This window comes from Caballeronia sp. AZ7_KS35 (assembly GCF_023631045.1).
GTDB classification, from domain to species: Bacteria; Pseudomonadota; Gammaproteobacteria; order Burkholderiales; family Burkholderiaceae; genus Caballeronia; species Caballeronia zhejiangensis.
On sequence record NZ_JALQDV010000048.1, the window covers coordinates 65,541 to 86,107 of the forward strand.

The 20,567-nt window shown below is 63.4% G+C and carries 23 protein-coding genes; 11 read left to right on the forward strand and 12 right to left on the reverse strand.

Annotated elements, in window-relative coordinates; genetic code table 11:
- Nucleotides 1-51 precede the first annotated feature (51 nt).
- Together leuD and leuC are read right to left on the reverse strand one after the other, a co-directional pair.
- Complete coding sequence (gene leuD / locus NCT05_RS29880) at nucleotides 52-696, reverse strand: 3-isopropylmalate dehydratase small subunit (protein WP_250458793.1); 645 nt, start codon at nucleotides 694-696, stop codon at nucleotides 52-54.
- Nucleotides 689-2,083, reverse strand: a complete 1,395-nt coding sequence (gene leuC / locus NCT05_RS29885) for a 3-isopropylmalate dehydratase large subunit (protein ID WP_250503857.1) — start codon at nucleotides 2,081-2,083, stop codon at nucleotides 689-691. Before leuC ends, leuD begins: the two co-directional genes overlap by 8 nt.
- 105 nt (nucleotides 2,084-2,188) lie before the next feature.
- Between leuC and NCT05_RS29890 the strand changes: the two genes are divergently transcribed.
- The 3 genes from NCT05_RS29890 (at nucleotide 2,189) to NCT05_RS29900 (ending at nucleotide 4,696) form a co-directional block, all read left to right on the forward strand.
- On the forward strand, nucleotides 2,189-3,079 hold the full coding sequence (locus NCT05_RS29890; protein ID WP_250479485.1) for a LysR family transcriptional regulator: 891 nt from the start codon (nucleotides 2,189-2,191) through the stop codon (nucleotides 3,077-3,079).
- Between the two features lie 47 nt (nucleotides 3,080-3,126).
- The gene (locus tag NCT05_RS29895; RefSeq protein ID WP_250503858.1) at nucleotides 3,127-3,465 is read left to right on the forward strand and encodes a DUF3140 domain-containing protein; all 339 of its coding nucleotides are present in this window, start codon (nucleotides 3,127-3,129) and stop codon (nucleotides 3,463-3,465) included.
- A gap of 67 nt (nucleotides 3,466-3,532) precedes the next feature.
- Nucleotides 3,533-4,696, forward strand: a complete 1,164-nt coding sequence (locus tag NCT05_RS29900; RefSeq protein ID WP_250503859.1) for a phytanoyl-CoA dioxygenase family protein — start codon at nucleotides 3,533-3,535, stop codon at nucleotides 4,694-4,696.
- Between the two features lie 4 nt (nucleotides 4,697-4,700).
- On the opposite strand, the gene NCT05_RS29905 is transcribed toward NCT05_RS29900, so the two are convergent.
- The 5 genes from NCT05_RS29905 to NCT05_RS29925 are packed head-to-tail and all read right to left on the reverse strand — an operon-like array spanning nucleotide 4,701 to nucleotide 10,002.
- A complete protein-coding gene (locus tag NCT05_RS29905) occupies nucleotides 4,701-5,423 on the reverse strand; it encodes a FadR/GntR family transcriptional regulator (protein WP_033536016.1) in 723 nt (240 codons plus the stop codon).
- Nucleotides 5,424-5,430: 7 nt separating this feature from the next.
- Nucleotides 5,431-6,468: a galactofuranose ABC transporter, permease protein YjfF gene (gene yjfF / locus NCT05_RS29910; RefSeq protein ID WP_250503860.1), complete on the reverse strand. Its 1,038-nt coding sequence runs from the start codon at nucleotides 6,466-6,468 to the stop codon at nucleotides 5,431-5,433.
- Nucleotides 6,465-7,523, reverse strand: a complete 1,059-nt coding sequence (locus NCT05_RS29915) for an ABC transporter permease (RefSeq protein WP_008346365.1) — start codon at nucleotides 7,521-7,523, stop codon at nucleotides 6,465-6,467. The genes yjfF and NCT05_RS29915 overlap by 4 nt, the downstream gene beginning before the upstream one ends.
- The gene (locus NCT05_RS29920; protein ID WP_034470137.1) at nucleotides 7,516-9,036 is read right to left on the reverse strand and encodes a sugar ABC transporter ATP-binding protein; all 1,521 of its coding nucleotides are present in this window, start codon (nucleotides 9,034-9,036) and stop codon (nucleotides 7,516-7,518) included. Before NCT05_RS29920 ends, NCT05_RS29915 begins: the two co-directional genes overlap by 8 nt.
- Before the next feature lie 6 nt (nucleotides 9,037-9,042).
- Nucleotides 9,043-10,002, reverse strand: coding sequence for an ABC transporter substrate-binding protein (locus NCT05_RS29925; RefSeq protein WP_008346369.1), 960 nt, complete (start codon nucleotides 10,000-10,002; stop codon nucleotides 9,043-9,045).
- A gap of 412 nt (nucleotides 10,003-10,414) precedes the next feature.
- On the opposite strand from NCT05_RS29925, the gene NCT05_RS29930 reads away from it, so the two are divergent.
- From NCT05_RS29930 to NCT05_RS29945, 4 genes are read left to right on the forward strand one after another with little or no spacing between them, the layout of a single operon-like run.
- The gene (locus NCT05_RS29930) at nucleotides 10,415-10,582 is read left to right on the forward strand and encodes a hypothetical protein (RefSeq protein ID WP_160172871.1); all 168 of its coding nucleotides are present in this window, start codon (nucleotides 10,415-10,417) and stop codon (nucleotides 10,580-10,582) included.
- 3 nt (nucleotides 10,583-10,585) lie between these two features.
- A complete protein-coding gene (locus NCT05_RS29935) occupies nucleotides 10,586-10,768 on the forward strand; it encodes a DUF6726 family protein (RefSeq protein WP_033536015.1) in 183 nt (60 codons plus the stop codon).
- A gap of 46 nt (nucleotides 10,769-10,814) precedes the next feature.
- Nucleotides 10,815-11,390 (forward strand): hypothetical protein, encoded by a 576-nt coding sequence (locus tag NCT05_RS29940; RefSeq protein ID WP_235366186.1) that lies wholly within the window; start codon nucleotides 10,815-10,817, stop codon nucleotides 11,388-11,390.
- A 20-nt stretch (nucleotides 11,391-11,410) separates the two neighbouring features.
- On the forward strand, nucleotides 11,411-12,079 hold the full coding sequence (locus NCT05_RS29945) for a flagellar basal body L-ring protein FlgH (protein WP_008346373.1): 669 nt from the start codon (nucleotides 11,411-11,413) through the stop codon (nucleotides 12,077-12,079).
- A gap of 17 nt (nucleotides 12,080-12,096) precedes the next feature.
- Here NCT05_RS29945 and NCT05_RS29950 read toward each other — a convergent pair whose 3' ends face one another.
- Nucleotides 12,097-12,846: a response regulator gene (locus NCT05_RS29950; protein ID WP_033536014.1), complete on the reverse strand. Its 750-nt coding sequence runs from the start codon at nucleotides 12,844-12,846 to the stop codon at nucleotides 12,097-12,099.
- Nucleotides 12,847-13,090: 244 nt separating this feature from the next.
- On the opposite strand from NCT05_RS29950, the gene NCT05_RS29955 reads away from it, so the two are divergent.
- From NCT05_RS29955 to NCT05_RS29970, 4 genes are all read left to right on the forward strand, one after another.
- Entirely contained in the window at nucleotides 13,091-13,819 is a 729-nt protein-coding gene (locus tag NCT05_RS29955; protein WP_008346377.1) for a response regulator, read from the forward strand.
- 5 nt (nucleotides 13,820-13,824) lie between these two features.
- Complete coding sequence (locus tag NCT05_RS29960) at nucleotides 13,825-15,132, forward strand: ATP-binding protein (protein ID WP_250437599.1); 1,308 nt, start codon at nucleotides 13,825-13,827, stop codon at nucleotides 15,130-15,132.
- Entirely contained in the window at nucleotides 15,129-16,022 is an 894-nt protein-coding gene (locus tag NCT05_RS29965; RefSeq protein ID WP_250441373.1) for a tyrosine-protein phosphatase, read from the forward strand. Before NCT05_RS29960 ends, NCT05_RS29965 begins: the two co-directional genes overlap by 4 nt.
- Before the next feature lie 317 nt (nucleotides 16,023-16,339).
- Entirely contained in the window at nucleotides 16,340-17,689 is a 1,350-nt protein-coding gene (locus NCT05_RS29970; protein ID WP_033536013.1) for an ATP-binding protein, read from the forward strand.
- A gap of 134 nt (nucleotides 17,690-17,823) precedes the next feature.
- Here the strand turns inward: NCT05_RS29970 and NCT05_RS29975 are convergent, their stop codons facing one another.
- From NCT05_RS29975 to NCT05_RS29990, 4 genes are all read right to left on the reverse strand, one after another.
- Nucleotides 17,824-18,381 carry a hypothetical protein gene (locus tag NCT05_RS29975; protein ID WP_008346383.1) on the reverse strand — a complete coding sequence of 186 codons (558 nt, stop codon included), beginning with the start codon at nucleotides 18,379-18,381 and terminating at the stop codon, nucleotides 17,824-17,826.
- Between the two features lie 143 nt (nucleotides 18,382-18,524).
- Nucleotides 18,525-18,815 (reverse strand): hypothetical protein, encoded by a 291-nt coding sequence (locus tag NCT05_RS29980; RefSeq protein WP_250503861.1) that lies wholly within the window; start codon nucleotides 18,813-18,815, stop codon nucleotides 18,525-18,527.
- A gap of 100 nt (nucleotides 18,816-18,915) precedes the next feature.
- Nucleotides 18,916-19,986, reverse strand: a complete 1,071-nt coding sequence (locus tag NCT05_RS29985; protein ID WP_033536012.1) for a hypothetical protein — start codon at nucleotides 19,984-19,986, stop codon at nucleotides 18,916-18,918.
- A 74-nt stretch (nucleotides 19,987-20,060) separates the two neighbouring features.
- Nucleotides 20,061-20,291, reverse strand: a complete 231-nt coding sequence (locus NCT05_RS29990) for a hypothetical protein (RefSeq protein WP_250503862.1) — start codon at nucleotides 20,289-20,291, stop codon at nucleotides 20,061-20,063.
- Between the last annotated feature and the right edge of the window lie 276 nt (nucleotides 20,292-20,567).

Sequence of the window (20,567 nt, forward strand, 5' to 3'; positions counted from 1 at the left end):
CCTGATTGAGAAGTGATGCGGCGATGGACGCTCGTGCGTCTCTTTTTCGCCTTACGCTGCTTGCTTGTTGCGTAGCGCGGGCAAATCGATCTTCATCCACGGACGCAGCGCCTCGTGCTTCGCTTCGAATGCGCGGATCGCGTCGCTGTCGGCGAGCGTCATGCCGATCATGTCCAGTCCTTCGATGAACATGCGCTTCTGACGCTGCGGAAGATCGAACGCGTAGTGCGTGCCGTCGCTCGTGCTCACGCGTTGATTCGCGACGTCGATGGTCAACTGATTCGTCTTTGCATCGCTCGCGAGCGCGCTCAATGCAGCGACGACGGCTTCATCGAGCGCGATCAGCAGCAAGCGATTGTTCTGCGCGTTGAAGTAGAAGATTTCGCCGAAGCTCGGCGCGATAACGGCATCGATTCCCGCTTGCTGCAAGCCCCATACGGCGTGCTCGCGGCTCGATCCGCAGCCGAAGTTCGCGCCCGCAATGAGAATGCGCGCGCCCGCATAGTCGGGCCTGTTCAGCACGAAGTCTTTGCGTGCGTTGCCCGATGCATCGAAGCGCAAGTCATACAGAACGCCGCGCGCGAGACCGGACTTGTCGATGCCGAACAGAAACTGCTTCGGCATGATCTGGTCGGTGTCGAGATTGTTCAGCGGCAACGGCGCGGCGATGCCGGTCAATGTTGCGTGTTCAGACATGCTCCAGCTCCTTGCGTACGTCGACGATACGGCCCGCGAGCGCGGCGGCGGCAGCCATCGCGGGACTCATCAGATGGGTGCGGGCGCCGCGTCCCTGGCGGCCCTCGAAATTGCGGTTGGTCGTGGACGCGCAGCGCTGGCCGGGTTGCAGGATGTCGTCGTTCATCGCGAGGCACATCGAGCAGCCAGGCTGACGCCATTCGAAGCCCGCCTCGATCAGCGCGCTGGCGATGCCTTCGCGTTCCGCCTGCTCGCGGACCATGCCGGAACCGGGCACGACCATCGCACGCACGGAAGGCGCGACCTTGCGGCCGCGCACGATATCGGCGACGGCGCGCAAGTCTTCGATGCGCGCGTTCGTGCATGAACCGATGAATACGTGATCGATCGCGAGGCCGTCGATCGCCTGATTGGCATCGAGTCCCATGTAGTCCAGCGCCTTCGATGCATTGCGTTGCGCGACCGGTTCATCGGCGAGGCGGGGAATGCGCGCATCGATCGCGATGGCCTGATCCGGGCTCGTGCCCCATGTGACGAACGGCGCGACATCGCGCGCATCGAAGCGATGCGTGATGTCGAACGATGCGTCGGCGTCGGACGCGAACTGCTTCCATTGCGCGACGAATGCATCGGTTGCGATGCGCTCGGCGACATAGCGAATCGTCGTCTCGTCGGGGGCGATCAACGCACCGCGCGCACCTGCTTCGACGGTCATGTTGCACAAGGTCATGCGTGCCTCGGCGGAGAGCGCATCGATCGCGCTGCCCGCATACTCGACGACGTAACCGCGCGCGCCCTGCGCACCGATCTTCGCGATGATGTAGAGCACGAGATCCTTCGATGTCGTGCCGCGAGGCAGCGCGCCATCCACGACGATGCGCATGTCCTTCGCGACGCGATAGACGAGCGTCTGCGTCGCGAGCACATGTTCCACTTCCGATGTGCCGATGCCGAAGCCCAGCGCACCGAGTGCGCCATACGTCGTGGTGTGACTGTCGCCGCACAGCACGACCATGCCGGGGCGAATCAGGCCGATCTCCGGCGCGACCACATGCTCGATGCCTTGCGCATGGTCGCGCACATCGAACAGATGGATGCCGTGCTCCGCGCAGTTGCGCGTGAAGTTCGCGGCCTGCTGCGCGGCGGCGTCGATCCTGATCGTGCGCTTGTCGACCGCGACGGGATGCGTCGGAATCACATGATCGACGACACCCATCTGCTTTTCCGGGCAACGCACCGGCAGGTTTTTTTGCGCGAGTCCCGCGAATGCTTGCGGGCTCGTGTACTCGTTCATGATGTGCAGGTCGGCGTAAAGCGCGACATGTTCATCGTCGACGTGAAAAACCGTGTGGCTGTCCACGATCTTCCGATAAAGCGTCTGTCCCATGCTGTCTCCGTTCTTGCATCTCCGATCAGTCGAAGCCAGTGTAATTCGATAACGGAGACCGTAAAATGCAGCTTGTCTTAACCCATTGTTAAGCTAAATTTAAAAATGGACTCGATCGCCGACCTGGAGTTTTTCGCGCGGCTCGTCACGCAAGGCAGCTTGTCGGCGCTCGCGCGCGAGCTCGGCGTGACGCCGCCCGCCGTGAGCGCGCGCCTCAGCCAGCTCGAACGGCGTCTCGGCGTGAAGCTGCTGAACCGCACGACGCGGCGGCTCGCGATGACGCAGGAAGGCGAGCTCTATCTCGGCACCGGCTCGCGCCTGCTCGAACAGGTGCAGGAACTGGAGCGCATGGTCTCGAGCAGCCGCGATCTGCCGCGCGGCCTGTTGAAAGTGAACGCGACCTTCGGCTTCGGGCGGCGTCATATCGCGCCGGCGCTGTCGGAGTTTCGTCGGCAATATCCGGATGTCGAAGTGCAGCTCGATCTCACCGATCGTCCGATGAATCTCGCCGAATTCGCGTTCGATGTCGGCATTCGCTTCGGTGAATTGCCGGACATGCGCGTGGTCGGCAGAAAGATCGCGGCGAACCGGCGCTTCGTATGCGCAGCGCCGGCGTATCTGAAAGCGCATGGCACGCCGAAGGAGCCGGACGATCTGCGCGGTCATCGCTGCATCGTGCTGCGCGAGAACGACACGGCGTACGGCACCTGGCATTTCACGAAGGGCAAGCGGCACGAAACGGTGAAAGTCCACGGCACGATGAGCAGCAACGATGGCGAAGCAACGCTGCGCTGGGCGCTCGACGGTCACGGCGTGCTGACGCGTTCCGAATGGGACGCGCAGTCGTTTATCGATTCCGGCGCGCTCGAACGCGTGCTCACCGACTGGTCGATGCCGCCCGCCGATATCTATGCGATCTATCCCGAGCGGCTGAATTTGTCGGCGAAAGTGCGCGTATTCATCGAGTTCCTTGAGCGGTATCTGAAGCGGGTGTGATGCTTGCTGAATCGCGGGCATGACATCGCCGACGACGGAGGCAACTCATGACCGCGCAGCACCACGATGACGACGCCGCGACTTACGGCACCTTCAAGGATCTCGTCAACATGACGCCCGCTCAACTCGAAAAGTGGCTCGCGACCGACGAGTCGCGCGAAGTCGGCCAGAAGAGCGGCGGCGGCGAATCGGTGGGGCACAAGTCGGGTCGGCATATCATCGACATTCTCGGCAAGAAGAAGGCCGATCTCGGCGAAGACGACTACGCGCACATGCGCAAGGTCGTCGGTTACATCAAGCGGCACCTCGCGCAGCGCCCGCACGAAGTCGAGCATTCGCACTGGCGATACTCGCTGATGAACTGGGGCCACGATCCGCTGAAGTAGGCTGCCGTCATTCGTGCCGCGCATTCGGCAGCATCAGCCGCTATGCTTGTCGAAAACGGAGCGAGACATGAATCAGACGAACTGGTACGCCGAAAGCGATTGCTCACTCGATGAATTCGCGAGCCTGCTCGAGCGCGACGCGCGACCGAAGCTGACATTCGCGTCGCACATTCAGCGCGGCATTCCGTTATATGACTGCGGCGCGCTCGCCCCCGCGCTGGACGATTCATCGACATGCATGGCGTTGCAGGCGGAATGGGCCACGGTCCTGCGCGATGGCGCAGGCGTGTTCGTGCTCAAGCATGCGTATGCGGATGTCGATCCTATCGACGAGGCCGCCGCGATCTTCGAATCGATCATCCGGCAAGAGCGCGAACGCGGTGCGAGTGCCGCCGATCACTTCGCGAAGGCGGGCGCGAACGATCGTATCTGGAATGCGCAGGAAAAGCTCTGTCTGCACGCGCCGCGCGTGTTCGCGCGTTACTTTGCGAACCGGTTCATCGAATGCGCGGCGCTTGCATGGCTCGGCCCCGGTTTTCAGATGACATCGCAAGTCAATGTCGTGCGTCCGGGCGGCGACGCGCAGCAGGCGCATTGCGACTATCACCTCGGTTTCCAGACTGCCGATGAAGTGCGGCGCTATCCGGCGCATGTTCACGCGATCTCGCCGTATCTCACGCTGCAAGGCGCGGTCGCACATAGCGACATGCCTGTGGAAAGCGGTCCGACGAAGCTGCTGCCGTTTTCGCAGCGCTATGCGCAAGGGTATCTCGCGTGGCGGCGCGCGGACTTCCGCGAATACTTCGAAGCGCATCACGTTCAATTGCCGCTCGAAAAGGGCGATGCACTTTTCTTCAGCCCCGCGCTCTTTCATGCCGCGGGCGCGAACCGCACGCGCGACGTGCAGCGCATGGCGAATCTGCTGCAGGTGTCATCGGCATATGGACGCGCGATGGAAACGCTCGATCGCGCGCGCATGTGCGAATCCGTCTATCCGGTACTGCTCGATTTCAAGTCGACGGAAAGCATGAGCGATGCGGAGATCGATGCGGTCATCGCTGCGTGCGCGGAAGGCTACGCGTTCCCGACGAACCTCGATCGCGATCCGCCCATCGGCGGTCTTGCGCCGAAGAGTCAGCAGGCGCTATTGCGTCAGGCGCTCGATGAAGCATGGTCCGTCGATGCGCTCGCGAACGCGCTGAAGGACAACGCGTGGCGGCGCAATACTTGAAGCCTTACTCCTGATAAACCGCCGTCAACACGCTTTGGGCATCGGCGAGCGCATTGTCGAGTTGCACGAGACTCGCATGACGCGCGCCGAGCGGATCGCGATTCGCGATCGCGGTGAGTATCGCCTTGTGGCGCGGCAAGGACAGCGCGTGCGTATCCGGATGACGGCTCGTCAGCTTGATCGACTCCGACAGCGCGAGCGATAACATGTGCCCGATATACATCAGCATGTCGTTGTGCGTCGCCGTCATGATCGCGCGATGAAACTCCAGATCGGGCGTAAGCAGTGCCTCGGGCGTCGGCGCATGCGACATGCGCTCGTACGCATCGCGGATGCGCGTGACATCTTCCTCTGTCGCATTCGATGCGGCGAGCGCGGCCGCCGCCGGCTCGACGATCCTGCGCACCACGAGCAGCGACTGAAAGAACGCGCCTTCATGCACGCTGGTGATCGTCCAGAAGAGGACATCGGGATCGAGCGTGTGCCATTCATCGCGCGGACGCACGACGCTGCCAAGACGCGGCTTCGACAGCACGAGCCCTTTCGCGACCAGCACGCGCGTCGCTTCGCGCAGCACGGGCCGGCTCACGCCATAGGCTTCGCACAGCTTCGCTTCGGCGGGCAGGCGATCGCCGGGACTGAGCTTGCCGCTCACGATGTCGATGCCGAGCTCCTGCACGATGCGCGCGTGCATGCTCTTGCGAGGTTGTGGATGACGATAGTCCATGGCGTCGTCAGCGCTTCGCCGCGGAGCGATCGCCGAACGCGCGCTGCGACAGACAGAACACGAGCAGCAATGCGCCGACCGCGATCTTCGTCCACCATGAACTGAGCGAGCCGTCGAACGAGATCAGCGTCTGAATGATGCCGAGAAGAAGCACGCCGAACAGCGTGCCGATCACATAGCCGACGCCGCCCGTCAAGAGCGTTCCGCCGATGACGACCGAGGCGATCGCATCGAGTTCGAGACCCATCGCGTGCAGGCCGTATCCCGAGAGCATGTAGAACGTGAACAGCACGCCGCCGAGCGCGGAGCAGAAGCCCGATAGCGCGTACGCGCCGATGGTCGCGGCGTTCACCGGCAAGCCCATCAGAAGCGCCGAATGCGGATTGCCGCCGACCGCATAAATGGTGCGGCCGAACGGCGTGTAATGCGCGATGAACACGGCGGCCGCGAGCACGACGAGCGCGATCACCGCACCGAGCGAGAGCGACGCGCCGCTCATGACCGGTATGCGAATCTGCGATACGGCCGCATACCACGGATCGGTGATGCTGATCGAATCGATGCTGATGAGATAGCACAGCCCGCGCGCGAGGAACATGCCCGCCAGCGTGACGATGAACGGCTGCAGGCGAAAGCGCGCGATGAGCCAGCCCATGAGCGTGCCGAATGCGGTGCCCATCGCGAGCACGAGCGGGACCACGACGAGCGGATGCCAGCCCGCTTTTTCGACGAGCGCGGCGGATACCATCGTCGTCAGCGCAATCACCGATCCCACCGAAAGGTCGATGCCGCCCGACAGAATCACGAAGGTCTCGCCTACCGCGACGACGATCAGAAACGCATTGTCGATCAGCAGATTGAGAAAGACCTGCGGCGAGAAGAAGCCGGTGTACATCACCGAGCCGAGTACCGAGATCGCGATGAACAGCGTGATTGTCGCGGCGAGCGGCAGATAGCGGCTCGTCGAGAAGCTGCGCTTCGGTGCAGCGGCGTCGCGAGGATGCGCAAGCGTGACGCCCGGCGGCTTGGGCAAGGGCGAACTCATCGGCGCACCTCGCTGCGGCCAATAGCAGGGCGGCGCGCGAACTTCACGACCGTCGCGCGGAACTCGCCCGATTGCAGCATCATCACCGCGAACACGACGATGGCTTTCACCACGAGATTCACCTCCGGAGGCACGCCGAGCGAATAGATCAGATACGTGAGCGTCTGGATGATGAGCGCGCCGATCACGCTGCCCGCGAGCGTAAAGCGACCGCCCGTGAGCGCGGTGCCGCCGAGCGTGACGGCGAGGATCGCATCGAGTTCGAGCAAGAGGCCCGCGTTGTTGCCGTCGGCGCTCTTGACGTTCGAGCTGATGAGAATGCCCGCCACGCCCGCGCACAAACCGCTGAATGCATACGCGCCGAGCGTGAGCCGTTTCGCCTGCACGCCCGCGACGCGCGCGGCGGTCGGGTTGATGCCGATCGCCTGCAGGAAGAGGCCGAGCGCCGTGCGCGTGATCGCAAGATACAGCAGCACGAACACGAGCGCGACGATCCATATCGATGTCGGCAATCCGAGCAGATAGCCGCCGCCGAAGAAGAAGTAGGGCGTGTAGTAGATCGTGATGATCTGACCGTTCGTGATGAGCTGCGCGATGCCGCGTCCCGCGACCATCAGGATGAGCGTCGCGATGATCGGCTGCATGCCCGCGCGCGCGACGAGCAGGCCGTTCCACAAGCCGCACAGCAACGCGACGCCGAGCGCCGCCACGATCACGACAGGCAACGGGAAGCGCGTGACGTTGCCCGCGATCGATCCGCCGATCGCCCACGCGGCGACCGCTCCCGCGATGGCGACGACCGCGCCGACGGAGATATCGATGCCGCGCGTGGCGATCACGATAGTCATGCCGAGCGCGACGACCGCGAGCGGCGCGGCGCGATTGAGGATATCGACGAGACTGCCGTAGACGTGACCGTTGCGCCACTCGACATGCAGAAAGCCCGGATTGAACGCAGCGTTCAGCGCGAGCAGCAGCACGAGCGTGACGATCGGCCAGCCGAGCCGATGTTCCATCATCGAACGAAGCGTCATGCGGCGCGCGGTGTCATCCATGTTCGGCTCCGATCATTTCGCATACCGTATCTTCGCTGGTTCCGGCGGGCAACTCGCCGACCTTGCGCCGGTCGCGCAACACGACGATGCGATTCGCGATACGCACCACCTCCGATATCTCCGAAGAAATAAACAGCACGGCCATGCCCGTCGATGCGAGCCGGAGTATTTCGTCCATGATTTCCTGCTTCGCGGCGACGTCGATGCCGCGCGTCGGCTCGTCGAGAATCAGAAGGCGCGGCTCGGTCGCGAGCCACCGCGCGATGAGCGCCTTCTGCTGATTGCCGCCGGACAAGAGACCGATAGGCATGTCGAGCGTCGCGGCCTTGATGCCGAGCGCGCGCACGAAGCGTTCGGCGAGCGCGTTCTGTTCGGCGCGCGTGAGGCAGCGCCGCGCGCCCATGCGTGCCTGCAACGCCAGCGCGATGTTCTCGCGCAGCGACAGCTCCGCGACGATGCCGTCCGCTTTGCGCTCTTCCGGACAGAACGCGATGCCGTGACGGATCGCCTGCGCGGGCGTCGTGAAGGAGACCGGCATGCCATCGATGCGCAGTTCGCCTTCGTCGGGCTTCTCGAGGCCGAAGAGCAGCTTCGCGAGTTCGGTGCGCCCCGAACCGAGCAGGCCCGCGACGCCCACCACTTCGCCCGCGCGCACGCGCAGATCGAGCGGTTGAAGCTGGCCTTTCTGGCCGAGTCGCGTGGCATCGAGCAACGCCGTTTCCTGCGTGGCCGTTTCGATGTCGTCGGGCGGCGACTGACGCGCCTGCGCGGCGGCAAGCTCACGGCCGAGCATCGCCGCGATGAGCGCCTGCGCGCCCAGTTCGCTCGTCGGCCATTCACCGACGCGCCGGCTGTTGCGCAATACCGTGATGCGATCCGAGATCGCATAGACCTGATTCAGAAAGTGCGTGACGAAGAGAATCGCGAGCCCTTGTTCGCGCAAGCGGCGCAGTACATCGAAGAGGCGGCGCACTTCGTCGTCGTCGAGGCTGGAGGTCGGCTCGTCGAGAATCAGCACTTTGGACGATAGCTTGAGCGCGCGCGCGATCGCGACCATCTGCTGCACGGCGACCGAATAGCTCGTCAGCACACGCGTCACGTCGATATCGAGACCGATGCGCGCAAGCAGCTCACGCGCTTGCCCGTGCGTCTTATCCCAGTCGATGCGATAGCCATGCAGCGCGCCGCGCCGCGGAAAATAGCCTGCGAAGATGTTCTCCGCCACCGACAGGTTCGGGCACAGATTCACTTCCTGATAGACCGTGCTGATGCCGAGCTTCTGCGCGTCGAGCGGCGAATCGGGATGGATCGCGCGGCCCTCGAGCAGAATCTCGCCGGCGTCGAGACTCACGACGCCGGTCAGCACTTTTATGAGCGTCGACTTGCCCGCGCCGTTCTGCCCCATGAGCGCGTGAACCTCGCCCGGATAGAGCGCAAGGTTCACGTCCTGCAGCGCATGAACGCCGGCGAAGCGCTTGTCGATGCCGCGCAACTCCAGTACTGGCGATGTCATCGGCGGTCAGTATTTGCGGTTGGGGAATTCCTTCGCCGCGACCTCCATCGGGAAGATGCTTTCCTGCGTAACGATCCGCTTGGGCACCGACTTGCCCGCCTTGATGTCCTTCACCACGGACATCAGCTGCGGCCCGAGCAGCGGGCTGCATTCCACGGATACGTTGAGCTTGCCCGCCATCATCGCTTCGAACGCGCCCTTCACGCCATCGACGGAAATGATGATGATGTCCTTGCCCGGCTTCATGCCGGCTTCCTCGATCGCCTGAATCGCGCCGATCGCCATGTCGTCGTTGTGTGCGTAAAGCACGTTGATCTTCTTGCCTTCGGCCTTGAGAAATGCCTCCATCACTTCCTTGCCCTTCGCGCGCGTGAAGTCGCCGGTCTGCGAGCGAATGATCTTGAACTTCGGATCGGATTTGATGATTTCCTCGAAGCCCTTCTTGCGATCGATCGCGGGTGCGGAGCCCACCGTTCCCTGCAATTCGACGATATTGATCGGCCCCGGATTGCCTTTCTCCTTCTCGACGAGCCAGCGGCCCGCCTTGCGGCCTTCCTCGGTGAAGTCCGAGCCGATGAACGTGACATAGAGCGAGTCGTCCTTGCTGCTGATCGCGCGGTCCGTCAGCACGACGGGAATCTTCGCGTTCTTTGCTTCGACGAGCACGGTCTCCCAGCCAGTCTCCACGACGGGCGAGAACGCGATCACATCGACCTTTTGCGCGATGTACGAGCGGATTGCCTTGATCTGATTCTCCTGCTTCTGCTGCGCGTCGGAGAACTTCAGGTCGATGCCGGCTTCCTTCGCGCTCGACTTGATCGACTCGGTGTTGGCGGTGCGCCATTCGCTTTCGGCGCCCACCTGCGCGAACCCGAGGACGATGGGCTTCTGCGCGAACGCGGAAAGCGGGAGCATTGCGCCGAGTGGCGCGGCGGCCATCGCGACTAACACGGTGCGGCGTTTCATGTCAGTGGTTCCTCCATCCGTTGGCTATGTATCCGTGCTTGTTCGAATGATTATGGAATAACCTGTTAATTCGTTGTTCTATTCATCCCGATGCCATTCCGGTATTTGGGTTTTGCGACGAGCGAGGCAACGGCGCCGAGATAGATTGACTATATGAAGGTATTCGGCCAGTTTTAATTCACGTTAACCCGCTTTTACTACCGAAACAGTCATACCATCTCGCGCCGCGCGCTGCGTCGCAACATGCAGATTCGCGCGCGAGGAAAGAACTGGTAACGCCTGCGTAATGGCTGCTAATGGCTCGTAAGCACTCGGGGAAACGACGTTTTGCTTGTGTGATCGTGGCTTCTCGCGCTCGACGAAGATTGCTCCCGTTGCAATCCGCAACGTCCCTTATCCGAAAAGGAGCAGCATGAACGTCACCAGCCCTGCCACTCAACATACGACGCAAGCGACGTCGCACACGCTGCCGATCAAGCGCGGCACCGAAACGCCGACCGTCGAAACCGGCACGCCCGCGGCGAAGACGCCCGCGAGCAATCCGGCGCATCTCGGCAATCACGTCGATACGACTGCGTAAATCATGCGGAGGTCTTTTCGTCTTGCCCTTGCGTGCGCGGCGCTTGCGGCGTGCCCGTTCGTGCTCGACGGCTGCGCGCTCGCCGCGTTGCCGTGCCGCGCGACATCGGCGTTGCTGAAGGTCGTGCCGGTCGTGGGTCATGCCGCGTCCACGCCTTTCGACGCCTGCGCTACTGCCATCGACTGATATGAAGCGAACGATACTTCGTTGCGCGTTTTTCGTTTGCATGGCGATGCCGGCATTCGCCGCGGCGCAGAAGCCTTTCGACTTCCGCGGCCTGCAGCTCGGCATCGCGCTCGACGCATTCCGGCGCGACGAGCCCGCGCGCGCGACGCCGCCCGGCAGCGTCGCCGTATGCGACACGGATATCGACGCGGCATCGCTCGGCATGGTGCTGCGCGATACGCACAGCCTGTCGATCGCCTGCAAGTGGGCGCATCGCACGCAAGGCGGTTGGAGGGAATCGGCGGCCGTTGTCGATGGCACGCTCGCCCGCGATCACGTATTGCGCTTCCTGGCGATGCCGGGCGATCCGTCGCCGCGGCTGTATCGCATGTCGTTCGTGATCGATGCGCGCGTCGCCGACGACTTCGCCGAAGGGTTGTCGTCGAAGTTCGGCCGAAGCCGCGTCGAGCGCGCGAACGGTTATCAGACGCGCACCTGGGAGAACGCGACCAGCTCGATCACGCTGGAAGCGAACGGCGCGGCGGCCTCGGCGCGCGTGATTTATCGGCTGAAGGCGTACGAAGCGTGGCTGCGCGATACGACCGACCGGTGGCGTCTTGCCGCGGTGCACGACGCGCCCTGAATCAAAGGAGAGGATTGTTCATGAAATTCGCGACATTGCCCTGTTCGGCGTTCGCACTCGCACTGGCGGCGTGCTCGTCGTCGGGCTCGCACTCGATCGTCGAGATGCCCACTTATGCGCCGGCCGTCGCGCAACCGGTCAACGTCAACACGCTGGGCGCGATCTATCAGGCGGGATCGTCGGTGTCGCTGTACGAGACTTCTCGCGCGCAGAAGGTCGGCGACGTGCTGACGATCCGTCTTGCGGAGTCGTATCAGGGCAGCAATTCCGCCGATGCCAAGGCGAGCCGCGCGAGCAGCATCAGCGCCGAGGCCGCCGACAAGTCCAGCAGCGCGGCGGCGCGGCTTGCGCGTCTTTTCAACGTCGGTTCGGCGGATACGTCGTTCAAGGGCAATGGCAGCACGAGCAATCTGTCGGCGATGAGCGGCACGCTCGCGGTGTCGGTCATCGGCACGTTGCCGGGCGGCAATCTCGTGGTCGCGGGCGACAAGATCATCGCGATGAGCGGCAATCAGGACCGGCTGCGTTTCTCGGGCATCGTCAATCCGAAGGACATCGAGGCAGGCAATTACGTCGCGTCGAACAAGGTGGCGAATGCGCGCATCGAGCAGGCGGGCGTCGGCATGCTCGCGGATTCAACGACGATGGGCTGGCTGCAACGTCTCTTCATGAGCGTGCTGACTTTCTGACGATGAAGCCGCGCGCGCTACAGGGTCGCGCGCGCCGCGATGCGCCCGGCCGCGGTCGGATCGCCGTGCGGCACGAAGATATAGCCCTGGCCCCACACCGTCTGCACGTAACGCGGTTCGGACGGATCGATTTCGAGCAGACGGCGCAGACGCCAGATCGCAACATCGAGACTGCGATCGCGATGCGCGCCGTTGCCGCGCATTTTTTCGTTGAGCTGCGCGCGCGTGAGCACGACCATCGCGTTCTTCACGAGTGTCTTGAGCAGCGCGAATTCGCCGGAGCGCAGCGCGATGCGTTCGCCGTCGCGGCGCAACTCGCGCGCGCCGAAGTCCATTTCGAACGGGCCGAAACGATAGGCCGGGCGAATTTCGGGCGCGCTCGCCGTGTCGGACGACACGGGCTCGCGGCGTCGCAGGATCGAGCGGATGCGCGCCAGAAGCTCGCGCGGATCGAAGGGCTTGCCGAGATAATCGTCTGCGCCGAGCTCCAGCCCGATGACGCGATCGAGCACGTCGGAGCGGGCCGTCAGCAGAATCACGGGGATATCGTCGCGCGCATTGCGCAGTTCGCGCAGCGCGCTGATGCCGTCCTTGCCGGGCATCATCACGTCGAGCACGACCATCGAAGGGCGCTCGGCCTGCACGCGACGGCGCAACTCCGTCCCGTCGTCGAGAACGGAGACGTCGAAGCCGTGCTGCTCCAGATAATCGCGGACGTGATCGCGCACGACGGGGTCGTCGTCGACCATCAGTACATGTGGTGTCATGCCCAAATTCTAAGCGCGACGCCGAGGCCCCCGCGACGCTTGCGAACTTTCCATTTCTTTCCGTTACGGCCTGTTTCGGGGCGCGTTTCGAGGGCGCTTTACCGACGCGCGGGGCTTGTCGCGGGAATGGAACGCGCGTGCTGCGAGGCTTCATCGCGCGAAAGACGCGTCCGGTAAGAATCCGTAACGTTGCGCGACGCGCGAGACGCGCTGTAAGGCATTTGTGTACGAATAGAATTTTGGGATGGCTACATCGGTTCTTATCGTCGACGACGATCCCGCGGTGCGCGACCTGCTGCGCCGCTTCTTTCAAGAGCAAGGCATCGACGTTTCCGTGCTGCACGATGGCGCCGGTTTGCGTCGGCGTCTGGAGCTCGAACGTCCGTCCATCGTCGTGCTCGACATCATGATGCCGGTCACGGACGGCTTGCGCGCGTTGCGCGATCTGCGCGCGGCGGGCGAAGACATTCCGGTGATCTTCGTGACCGGTTGCGACAGCGTTCCGCAAAAAATCGCCGGCCTGCAATCGGGTGCGGACGACTATCTCGCCAAGCCGTTCGATCCGCATGAATTGCTCGCGCGGATCGAAGCGGTGCTGCGGCGGCGCACGGCCGCGCCGAGCCGGCCCGAACCCGCGCCGCGCGAACGCTTCGGGCGCTTCGAAGTCGATTTCGTGTCGCGTTCGCTGTTGCGCGGCGACGAGCGCATCGCGTTGCGCGACAGCGAGTTCGCGCTGCTGAAGGTCTTCATCAAGAATCCGTACAAGGTGCTGTCGCGCGTGCTGATCCACGATCTCGTGCATCGCGACGATCTGCCTTTCCGCGATCGCGGCCTCGATGTGCCGATCTGGCGTCTGCGCCGTCTGATCGAAGACGATCCGTCGCATCCGCGTCATGTGCAGACCGTGCGCGGGCAAGGCTATGTCTTCGTTCCCGATGCGGACGATTCGGCATCCGGCTGGATCGAGGCGTAGCCGCGATGCGTTCGGGTTTCTGGCAGTCCGCGCGGACGCTGCGCGGTTTCATCGATTCGCTGTTCGGCCGCATGGCGATCGTGTCGATCGGCGTGCTGGTCACGCTGCAGGTCGGATGGTTCGCGATTCTCCACGTACAAGGGCCGCACAAGGAAGCGGATGGTTACGCGCGCGCGCTGCTGATCGTGCTGGAAGCGGCGCACAACGATGTCGCGCTCGGCGGACGGCTGATGCGCGAGACGCGCGTGCATATCGTGCCGGTGTGGAACATGCCGGAGCCGCTGACGCTGCGCGATCCCGCGAAGACGCGTCACGGGCATCTCGCGCGGCAGCTCGCCAGTCGTTTGCCGCCCGGAACGCAGATCGCGATCGATATCGACGGCCATAACAAATCGCGGCTCTGGGTGCGCTATCCGTCGAGCAATGTGTGGATCGTCGCGCCGATCGATCTGCCGCCGCCCGCGCCCTTCATGACCGAAGGCGTCGTGCTGCTCGCCGGCGCGCTCGTGCTTTCGCTGATTGCGACATGGCAGTTGCAGCGGCCGCTCGCGCGCGTCGCGCAGGCCGCGCGACGCTTCGGCGGCGGCGAGCGGCCGGTGCCCGTCGAGGAAAACGGGCCGCGCGAATTGCGCGAGCTCATCGGCGCGTTCAATCAGATGATGAAAAAGCTCACCGACGCCGATGACGATCGCGCCGTGATGCTGGCCGGCATCGCGCACGATCTGAAGGCGCCGCTCACGCGCCTGTCGCTGCGGGCGAGCGTGCTCGCGAAGGACGAACGCGAGCGCGCGAATTTTCTGCGCGACATCGATTCGATGACGCGCATCGTGCAGCAGTTTCTCGAATTCGCGGGACGGTCGTCGTCGGACGGCGCGACGACCGGCGTCGATGCGTTCATCGCCGAGCAGTTCGCGTCGCCCGAGGATGGCGACGATCCGTTGTTCGCGCTGTCGCTCGAAGCGGGCGATGCGTTTCACTTGCCGCGCACTTTCATCGACCGGCTGATGACCAATCTCGTCGACAACGCGCTCGAACATGGCGAGCCGCCCGTCGAGATTCGCACCGCGCTGCGGGATGGCGACTGGCTGATCGAAGTGCGCGATCACGGACCCGGCATTCCCGACGAGCGCCTGGACGAAGCGCTGCGTCCCTTCGTGCGGCTCGATCCCGCGCGCAGCGGCAACGGGCATTGCGGCCTCGGGCTCACCATCGTCGAACGTCTGGCGCGCGAGCAGCGCGGCCGCTGCGAGATCGCCAATGCCGAGGGCGGCGGGCTGATCGTGCGTATCGTCATTCCCTTTGATCAAACATGATGCTTGCTTCGTCCACGCGTGAGGCGCCTTTGTCGCGCCGCGCTTTCATTCGCGGCGGCGCGCGCGTCGCATTGCTTTCGACCACTTTCGGCGCGGGCGCATTGCTATCGGCGTGCGGCGGCGCGAGCGAAGAGCGCAGCGTGATGGAAACGCCGAGGCTCTCCACGGTCGAGAATTTCCGCGATGTGGCCGGCGTGGGCGACGGCTATCCGACCGTCGATGGCGGCCGCTTGCGTCGTGGCGTGTTCTATCGGTCCGGCGCACTGACACCCGGCGATGCGGACGCGGCGTTGCTTGCGCGCTTGTCGTTGCGCGCGGTGCACGATCTTCGCGTGGTGGCGGAGGCGTCGCTTGCGCCGGACCGCGTGCCGACGGACGCGGTGCGCGAGACCCACGAGATCGCGCCGATCGACGCAGCCGGCGCGACGCCCGTCGATGCGGCCGCCGCGACCGCGTGGATGAACGCGCGACAGCGTCAGCTCGTGACCGATCCGGCCGCGCGCTTGCAATTCGGCGCGCTGCTGACTCGGCTTGCGCGTGTTTCAGGCGCGCAGGTGGTCCACGGCACGGCGGGCAAGGATCGGACGGGCTGGGCGGCGGCGCTGCTGCTCGCCATCGCCGATGTGCCGCTCGATGTGATCATCCAGGACTATCTGCTGACGAACACGGCGGCAGAGACGCAGATCGATGCGCGCGTGAAAGCGCATGCGGCGCGTGCCGGGATGAATGCGCAGGCGGTCGCGCCGCTTTATCGGGCGCAAAGCGCGACGATCGAAGCCGCGTTCGAGGAGATGCACAGCGGGTTCGGGACGTTGAGTAACTATCTCGCGCAGGGGTTGGCGGTGAGTGCCGCCGATGTGGCGATGTTGCGGGCGAAGTTGGTGGGGTAGGGTGGTGGAGGATTCGAGCGCGGCCTTCCGATTCGCCGCGCGCTCCGATGTCTTACCGATTCCGCAATTGAAGCAGTTGCTCAGATAAGCTCGCTCGGTTTCTCGCCGCGCCGGCGTCGCTCCAGTCCTTCGAACGAGGCTCTCTGCCTCGCTTTCCCGCACGGGCCGTCATCGTGGCGATATGCACGCTCCCGTATCGCCTGTCAAAATCAAATCTCCTTCGCGGCGGTGCCAGCATTCCCGCCACGAATCAAGCACGCCCGCCATTCTGAAAAAATAGAACCCTGCGATACATAAAAAAATAGACGAGGCCTCGAATGGAGACACACCAGATCCGCTCACCCCGCTCGATGACCTCGCGGCTCACCTGGTGGATTGCCTCCGTCGTCGCCGCACTGAGCGTGATGGCGGGCGTCGCCTCGTTTGCCGCCGCGTCTCACGAAGCGAACAAGCTTCAGGACGGTCATCTGCGCGAGATCGGCGCGCTCATCGATGCGAAAAAGCTGGTTCTGGATACGACCGCCGTCGCGTGGCAAGGCAGTCAGGATTCGGACGTGCGGCTCGTCATCTCGCGCCTGGAGCCTGAATGGGAAGCCGCGAACGCATCGGCACCGATCATCGTTCCGGCGACGCTCAAGGACGGCCTGCATGACCTCGAAACGCATGGCAGGCGCTGGCGTGTCGATGTCCGCACGCTGCATTCCGGAGACCGGATCGCGGTCGCGGAGCTGTCCACGATCCGCGATGAAATCGCCAGCGACGGCGCAATGCGTACCCTCTTTCCGATGCTCGCCCTGACGCCCGTGATCGTCGCGCTGGTCTTCTTTCTCGTGCGGCGGATGCTCCTGCCGGTGCGCCGTCTCGCGAGTGTCGTGGACTCGCAGGACGATGCAACGCTCGACACGCTGTCCGAGGAAGACATCCCGGCAGAACTGCTGCCGTTCGTCACGTCGATCAACCGGCTCATCGGCCGCCTGAAGGATGCGATGGCCCAGCAGCGCCGTTTCATCGCCGATGCCGCGCACGAGTTGCGTTCGCCGCTTGCCGCGCTGTCGTTGCAGGCGGAGCATCTCGGCGCCGCGGACTCGGCCATCGTCGCGCGCGAGCGTCTCGTCACGTTTCACGCCGCGATACGGCGCACTGCGCGGCTCGTCGAACAGTTGCTCGCGCTCGCGCGTTCGCAGCATGGATCGTCGATGAAGCCATCGGTCGTATCGCTGCGAGAACTCGCAACCGATATCGTGATCCAGTCGGTGAACATGGCCGAGGACAAGCATGTCGATCTCGGGCTCGAACGCGTCGACGATGTCGACGTGATCGCCGACGCGCCCGCGCTGGCCGTCGTGTTGCGCAATCTCGTCGACAATGCCGTGCGCTACACGCCGGAAGGCGGCAGAGTGGATGTATCCGTCACCGTGAGTGGACAGGACTTGCTGCTGGAGGTGCAAGACTCGGGACCAGGCATCCCCGACGACGAACTGACTCGCGTGCTCGAGCCGTTCTATCGCATCCCCGGCACGCGCACGATGGGCAGCGGCCTCGGCCTTTCGATCGTGTCCGAAACCGCGCGGCGCAGTGGCGCTCGCTTCGTGCTCCAGAACACAGAGACGGGGCTGCGCGTGTGCTATTGGCATCCGCTGCGCGAGCGGACCGCCGGGAGCATGTGATAAAAAAAAGGCGACTCGCCAGAAGAACGATGGCGAGCCGCAAGAGGGATCGGTCAACAACTACTGCGCAGGCAGATTAGCACCGGTTTCACGCGTGAAATCGCATCGGAAAGATGCCGTAAGGAAAGCGACCTTCACTGTGTGCGCGAGACCACCATACGGTCGACCAGCGCATCGAGCTTCTGCCGCGCGCTCGCGAAACGGTCTACGTTCAGACCATTGGTGTCGTAGCGCGCCGTCACGAGAATCTGCCCTTGACGCACGATCGTGAGATCGATCGCCGACAGATACGGCACCGGCTCGCTGCCGAACGCGCGCTTGTTCCAGCTCGTCGTCGCGGCGTAGACGAACATCGCCTCGCAACCGGGCGGCGACGTGCCGGGGTTATAGACCGTCGAAATCACGCCGCGCCGCTGTAACGCGACCTGCAGCGAGGGCACGAAGTCGCCTGTCGCGACGTTCTGGTTCAGTTCGATGCATACGGATTGCAACGAGGCAGGCGAGCCCGTCACCGATGTCGGCGACGAATAGTTCGACGCGACCGTCATGCCCGCCTGCACGAGCGAGCCGGCGGCATCGGCGGCCGTAATCAGCGTCCACGTACAGCCGGAAAGCGCGCTTGCCCCGAAGGCAAGGAGCGCGCGAGCGATGAGCGTGCCGAACATGCTCGGGCCGCCGAATTGAACTTGCATGGCTTGGCGTCGTATCGATGGAAAGAAGGGCGGTGTGTCTGTCGACATCACGCATCGATATCTTCCCGCGACGCGCCGTCATCCGATATGCGGAGCAAGGCGCCAATCCGGCGAGTTATTTCCAGGTATTAATCCGCGAGCGATCAGACGAACAGGGACACCATTCCGCCGATGGTCGCCGCCGCTGCAACCCATTTGCCCGCGGTGTAGAAGCCATTCGTATCGGTCGCCTGCACTTCGGGACGTTCCAGCCCGAGCGCGCCATAAGCGAACGATTTCACCGATGACGGCGGGTTGGTTTGCTGAGGGACGGCGGCATCGTCGGCCGATGTGTCCTGCTCGACGTCGGTCGTGTCATCGGCAGGCGCGGCGCGGCGGGGAAGAGGCGTATCGGCGCTCGTATAGGCGGCCGTGGTCGCACTGTTGATCTGCATCGCTGGCCTCGTCTTTATGCGCTACTGCAAAGCCGCAATAACGGCCTGTCGCGACGATGCTTGAACACGCCCGCCTTTCGGTTCCTTACCGGTAGCCCGATCACATCGGATGGTTCTGCACGAAGGTCTTGTATGCCCAGTAGGCGGCTTTCTGCGTGAGTCCGTCGCTCTGGATAAGACCGTAATCGCCTTCGCTGTCGTCGTAGAGTTCGAAGGCCTGAATCGACTGGATGTTGTACTTCGACGCGACGCTCGCGAACTGCGCCATCATCAGACTGCCTGTCATGTATGTCGCGATCTGGCTGTACGAGCCGAAGTCTGGGCGCACGCCGAACTCGTTGATCCATACCGGCTTGCCCATATCGTGCAGAAACTGGAGCACGTCATGACATCCCGTGCCGCCACATGCGTGCGTCATGTCGCCCTGACTCGAATACCAGTGCCACGACGTGACATCCCAACTCACCGCCGGATGACCCCAGGTGCCGTCCGGTTGCGAACCGTCGGCGAGCATCTGGAAGAAAGCGGTGTGCAGCCAGGTGCCGCCCAGGACGATCTTCGCGGAGCTGTCCACGGACTTCACGCCTGCGATCATCCCGCGGATCACGCCGCGCGCGAGCATGAACGACCAGTTGTTGTACTGATACCAGACGGTGCCGTCGACATTGCCGATAAGCGCCTTCGCTTCGAGCTCGTTGCCGACCTCGTAGTACTTGTAGGGGTAGCTGTTGGCCGTCTGCTGGCCGAGCGTGTAGCCCGCCTTGTAGGCGTCGTTCTCGCTGTTGTAGTTCAGGTTCATGAGCATCACCGGATACACGGTGACGCCGCCTTCTTCCATCGTCTTCGCGATGTTCGCAACCATGTTGGCCGATGTCTGGCTGTACACGTCATTGCGATAGATCGTTGCGCCGAGATCCTGCAATTGCGACAACTGCGTCTTCGCGCCCACGACGTCGTATGCGCCGCCGTTGCTGTTGTGGCCGTTCGCGCCGTAAAAGATCGAGCCGCTGCCGCTTGCGGCCTTCGCGGTCGACTTCAGCGATGCCGCGCTCGTGCTCGCCGCGGCGGTGTCGGCGGGGTTGTCGCTGCCACCGCAGGCGGCAAGCACCATGCTTGCGGCGAGGGTTGCCGCAATGGATCGGGGCAGGAAGGAGGCAATTCTGTTCTTCATGGCGTTTAGTATGACTAACGGAGATGCGCGCTTTCGCAACGATCAGGGCACACGTTGAGCGCCGGGTCGAGCGATCAACGAGGCGATGCGCAGAATCGGTCGCGCATCCGAAATAGTTGAAAGAGCTTGTTAGTAATCCGAATGACCGGCTCAGGATGAACGCCATTGACGACGCGTATCGGTGCGCCGAAAAAGCCAAGCCAGTGCAGATTCGCTGAAGCAAAGCCGAGCACAAAAGCGATGTGCATGCGGAATGGCCAGCGGTCGATGACGATGATCCGCGAAGGTGAATTCGCGTCGGTCATCGGTAACATGTGCAGCGATACGACTTCGATGACGTCAAAATTGCTGACGGCGGCGCGATGCAGTTCGCGCCCTGAGCGTGCGTTGCCGGTATTAAGTCAGCGGGGAAAGGTTACTTTGTTCCGACGTAGAAGTAAACCCGATAGCAGAAAAAACATCTTGTGTACGGCAACATTTCGACTGGTCTTTTCTGCCGTTTATCGTTTTCTGCGTAGCCGTTTCTACTGCAGCAAGGGCGCTGATAATCGTTTCGCTTGCCTTGCTTGGATTGCCATGCT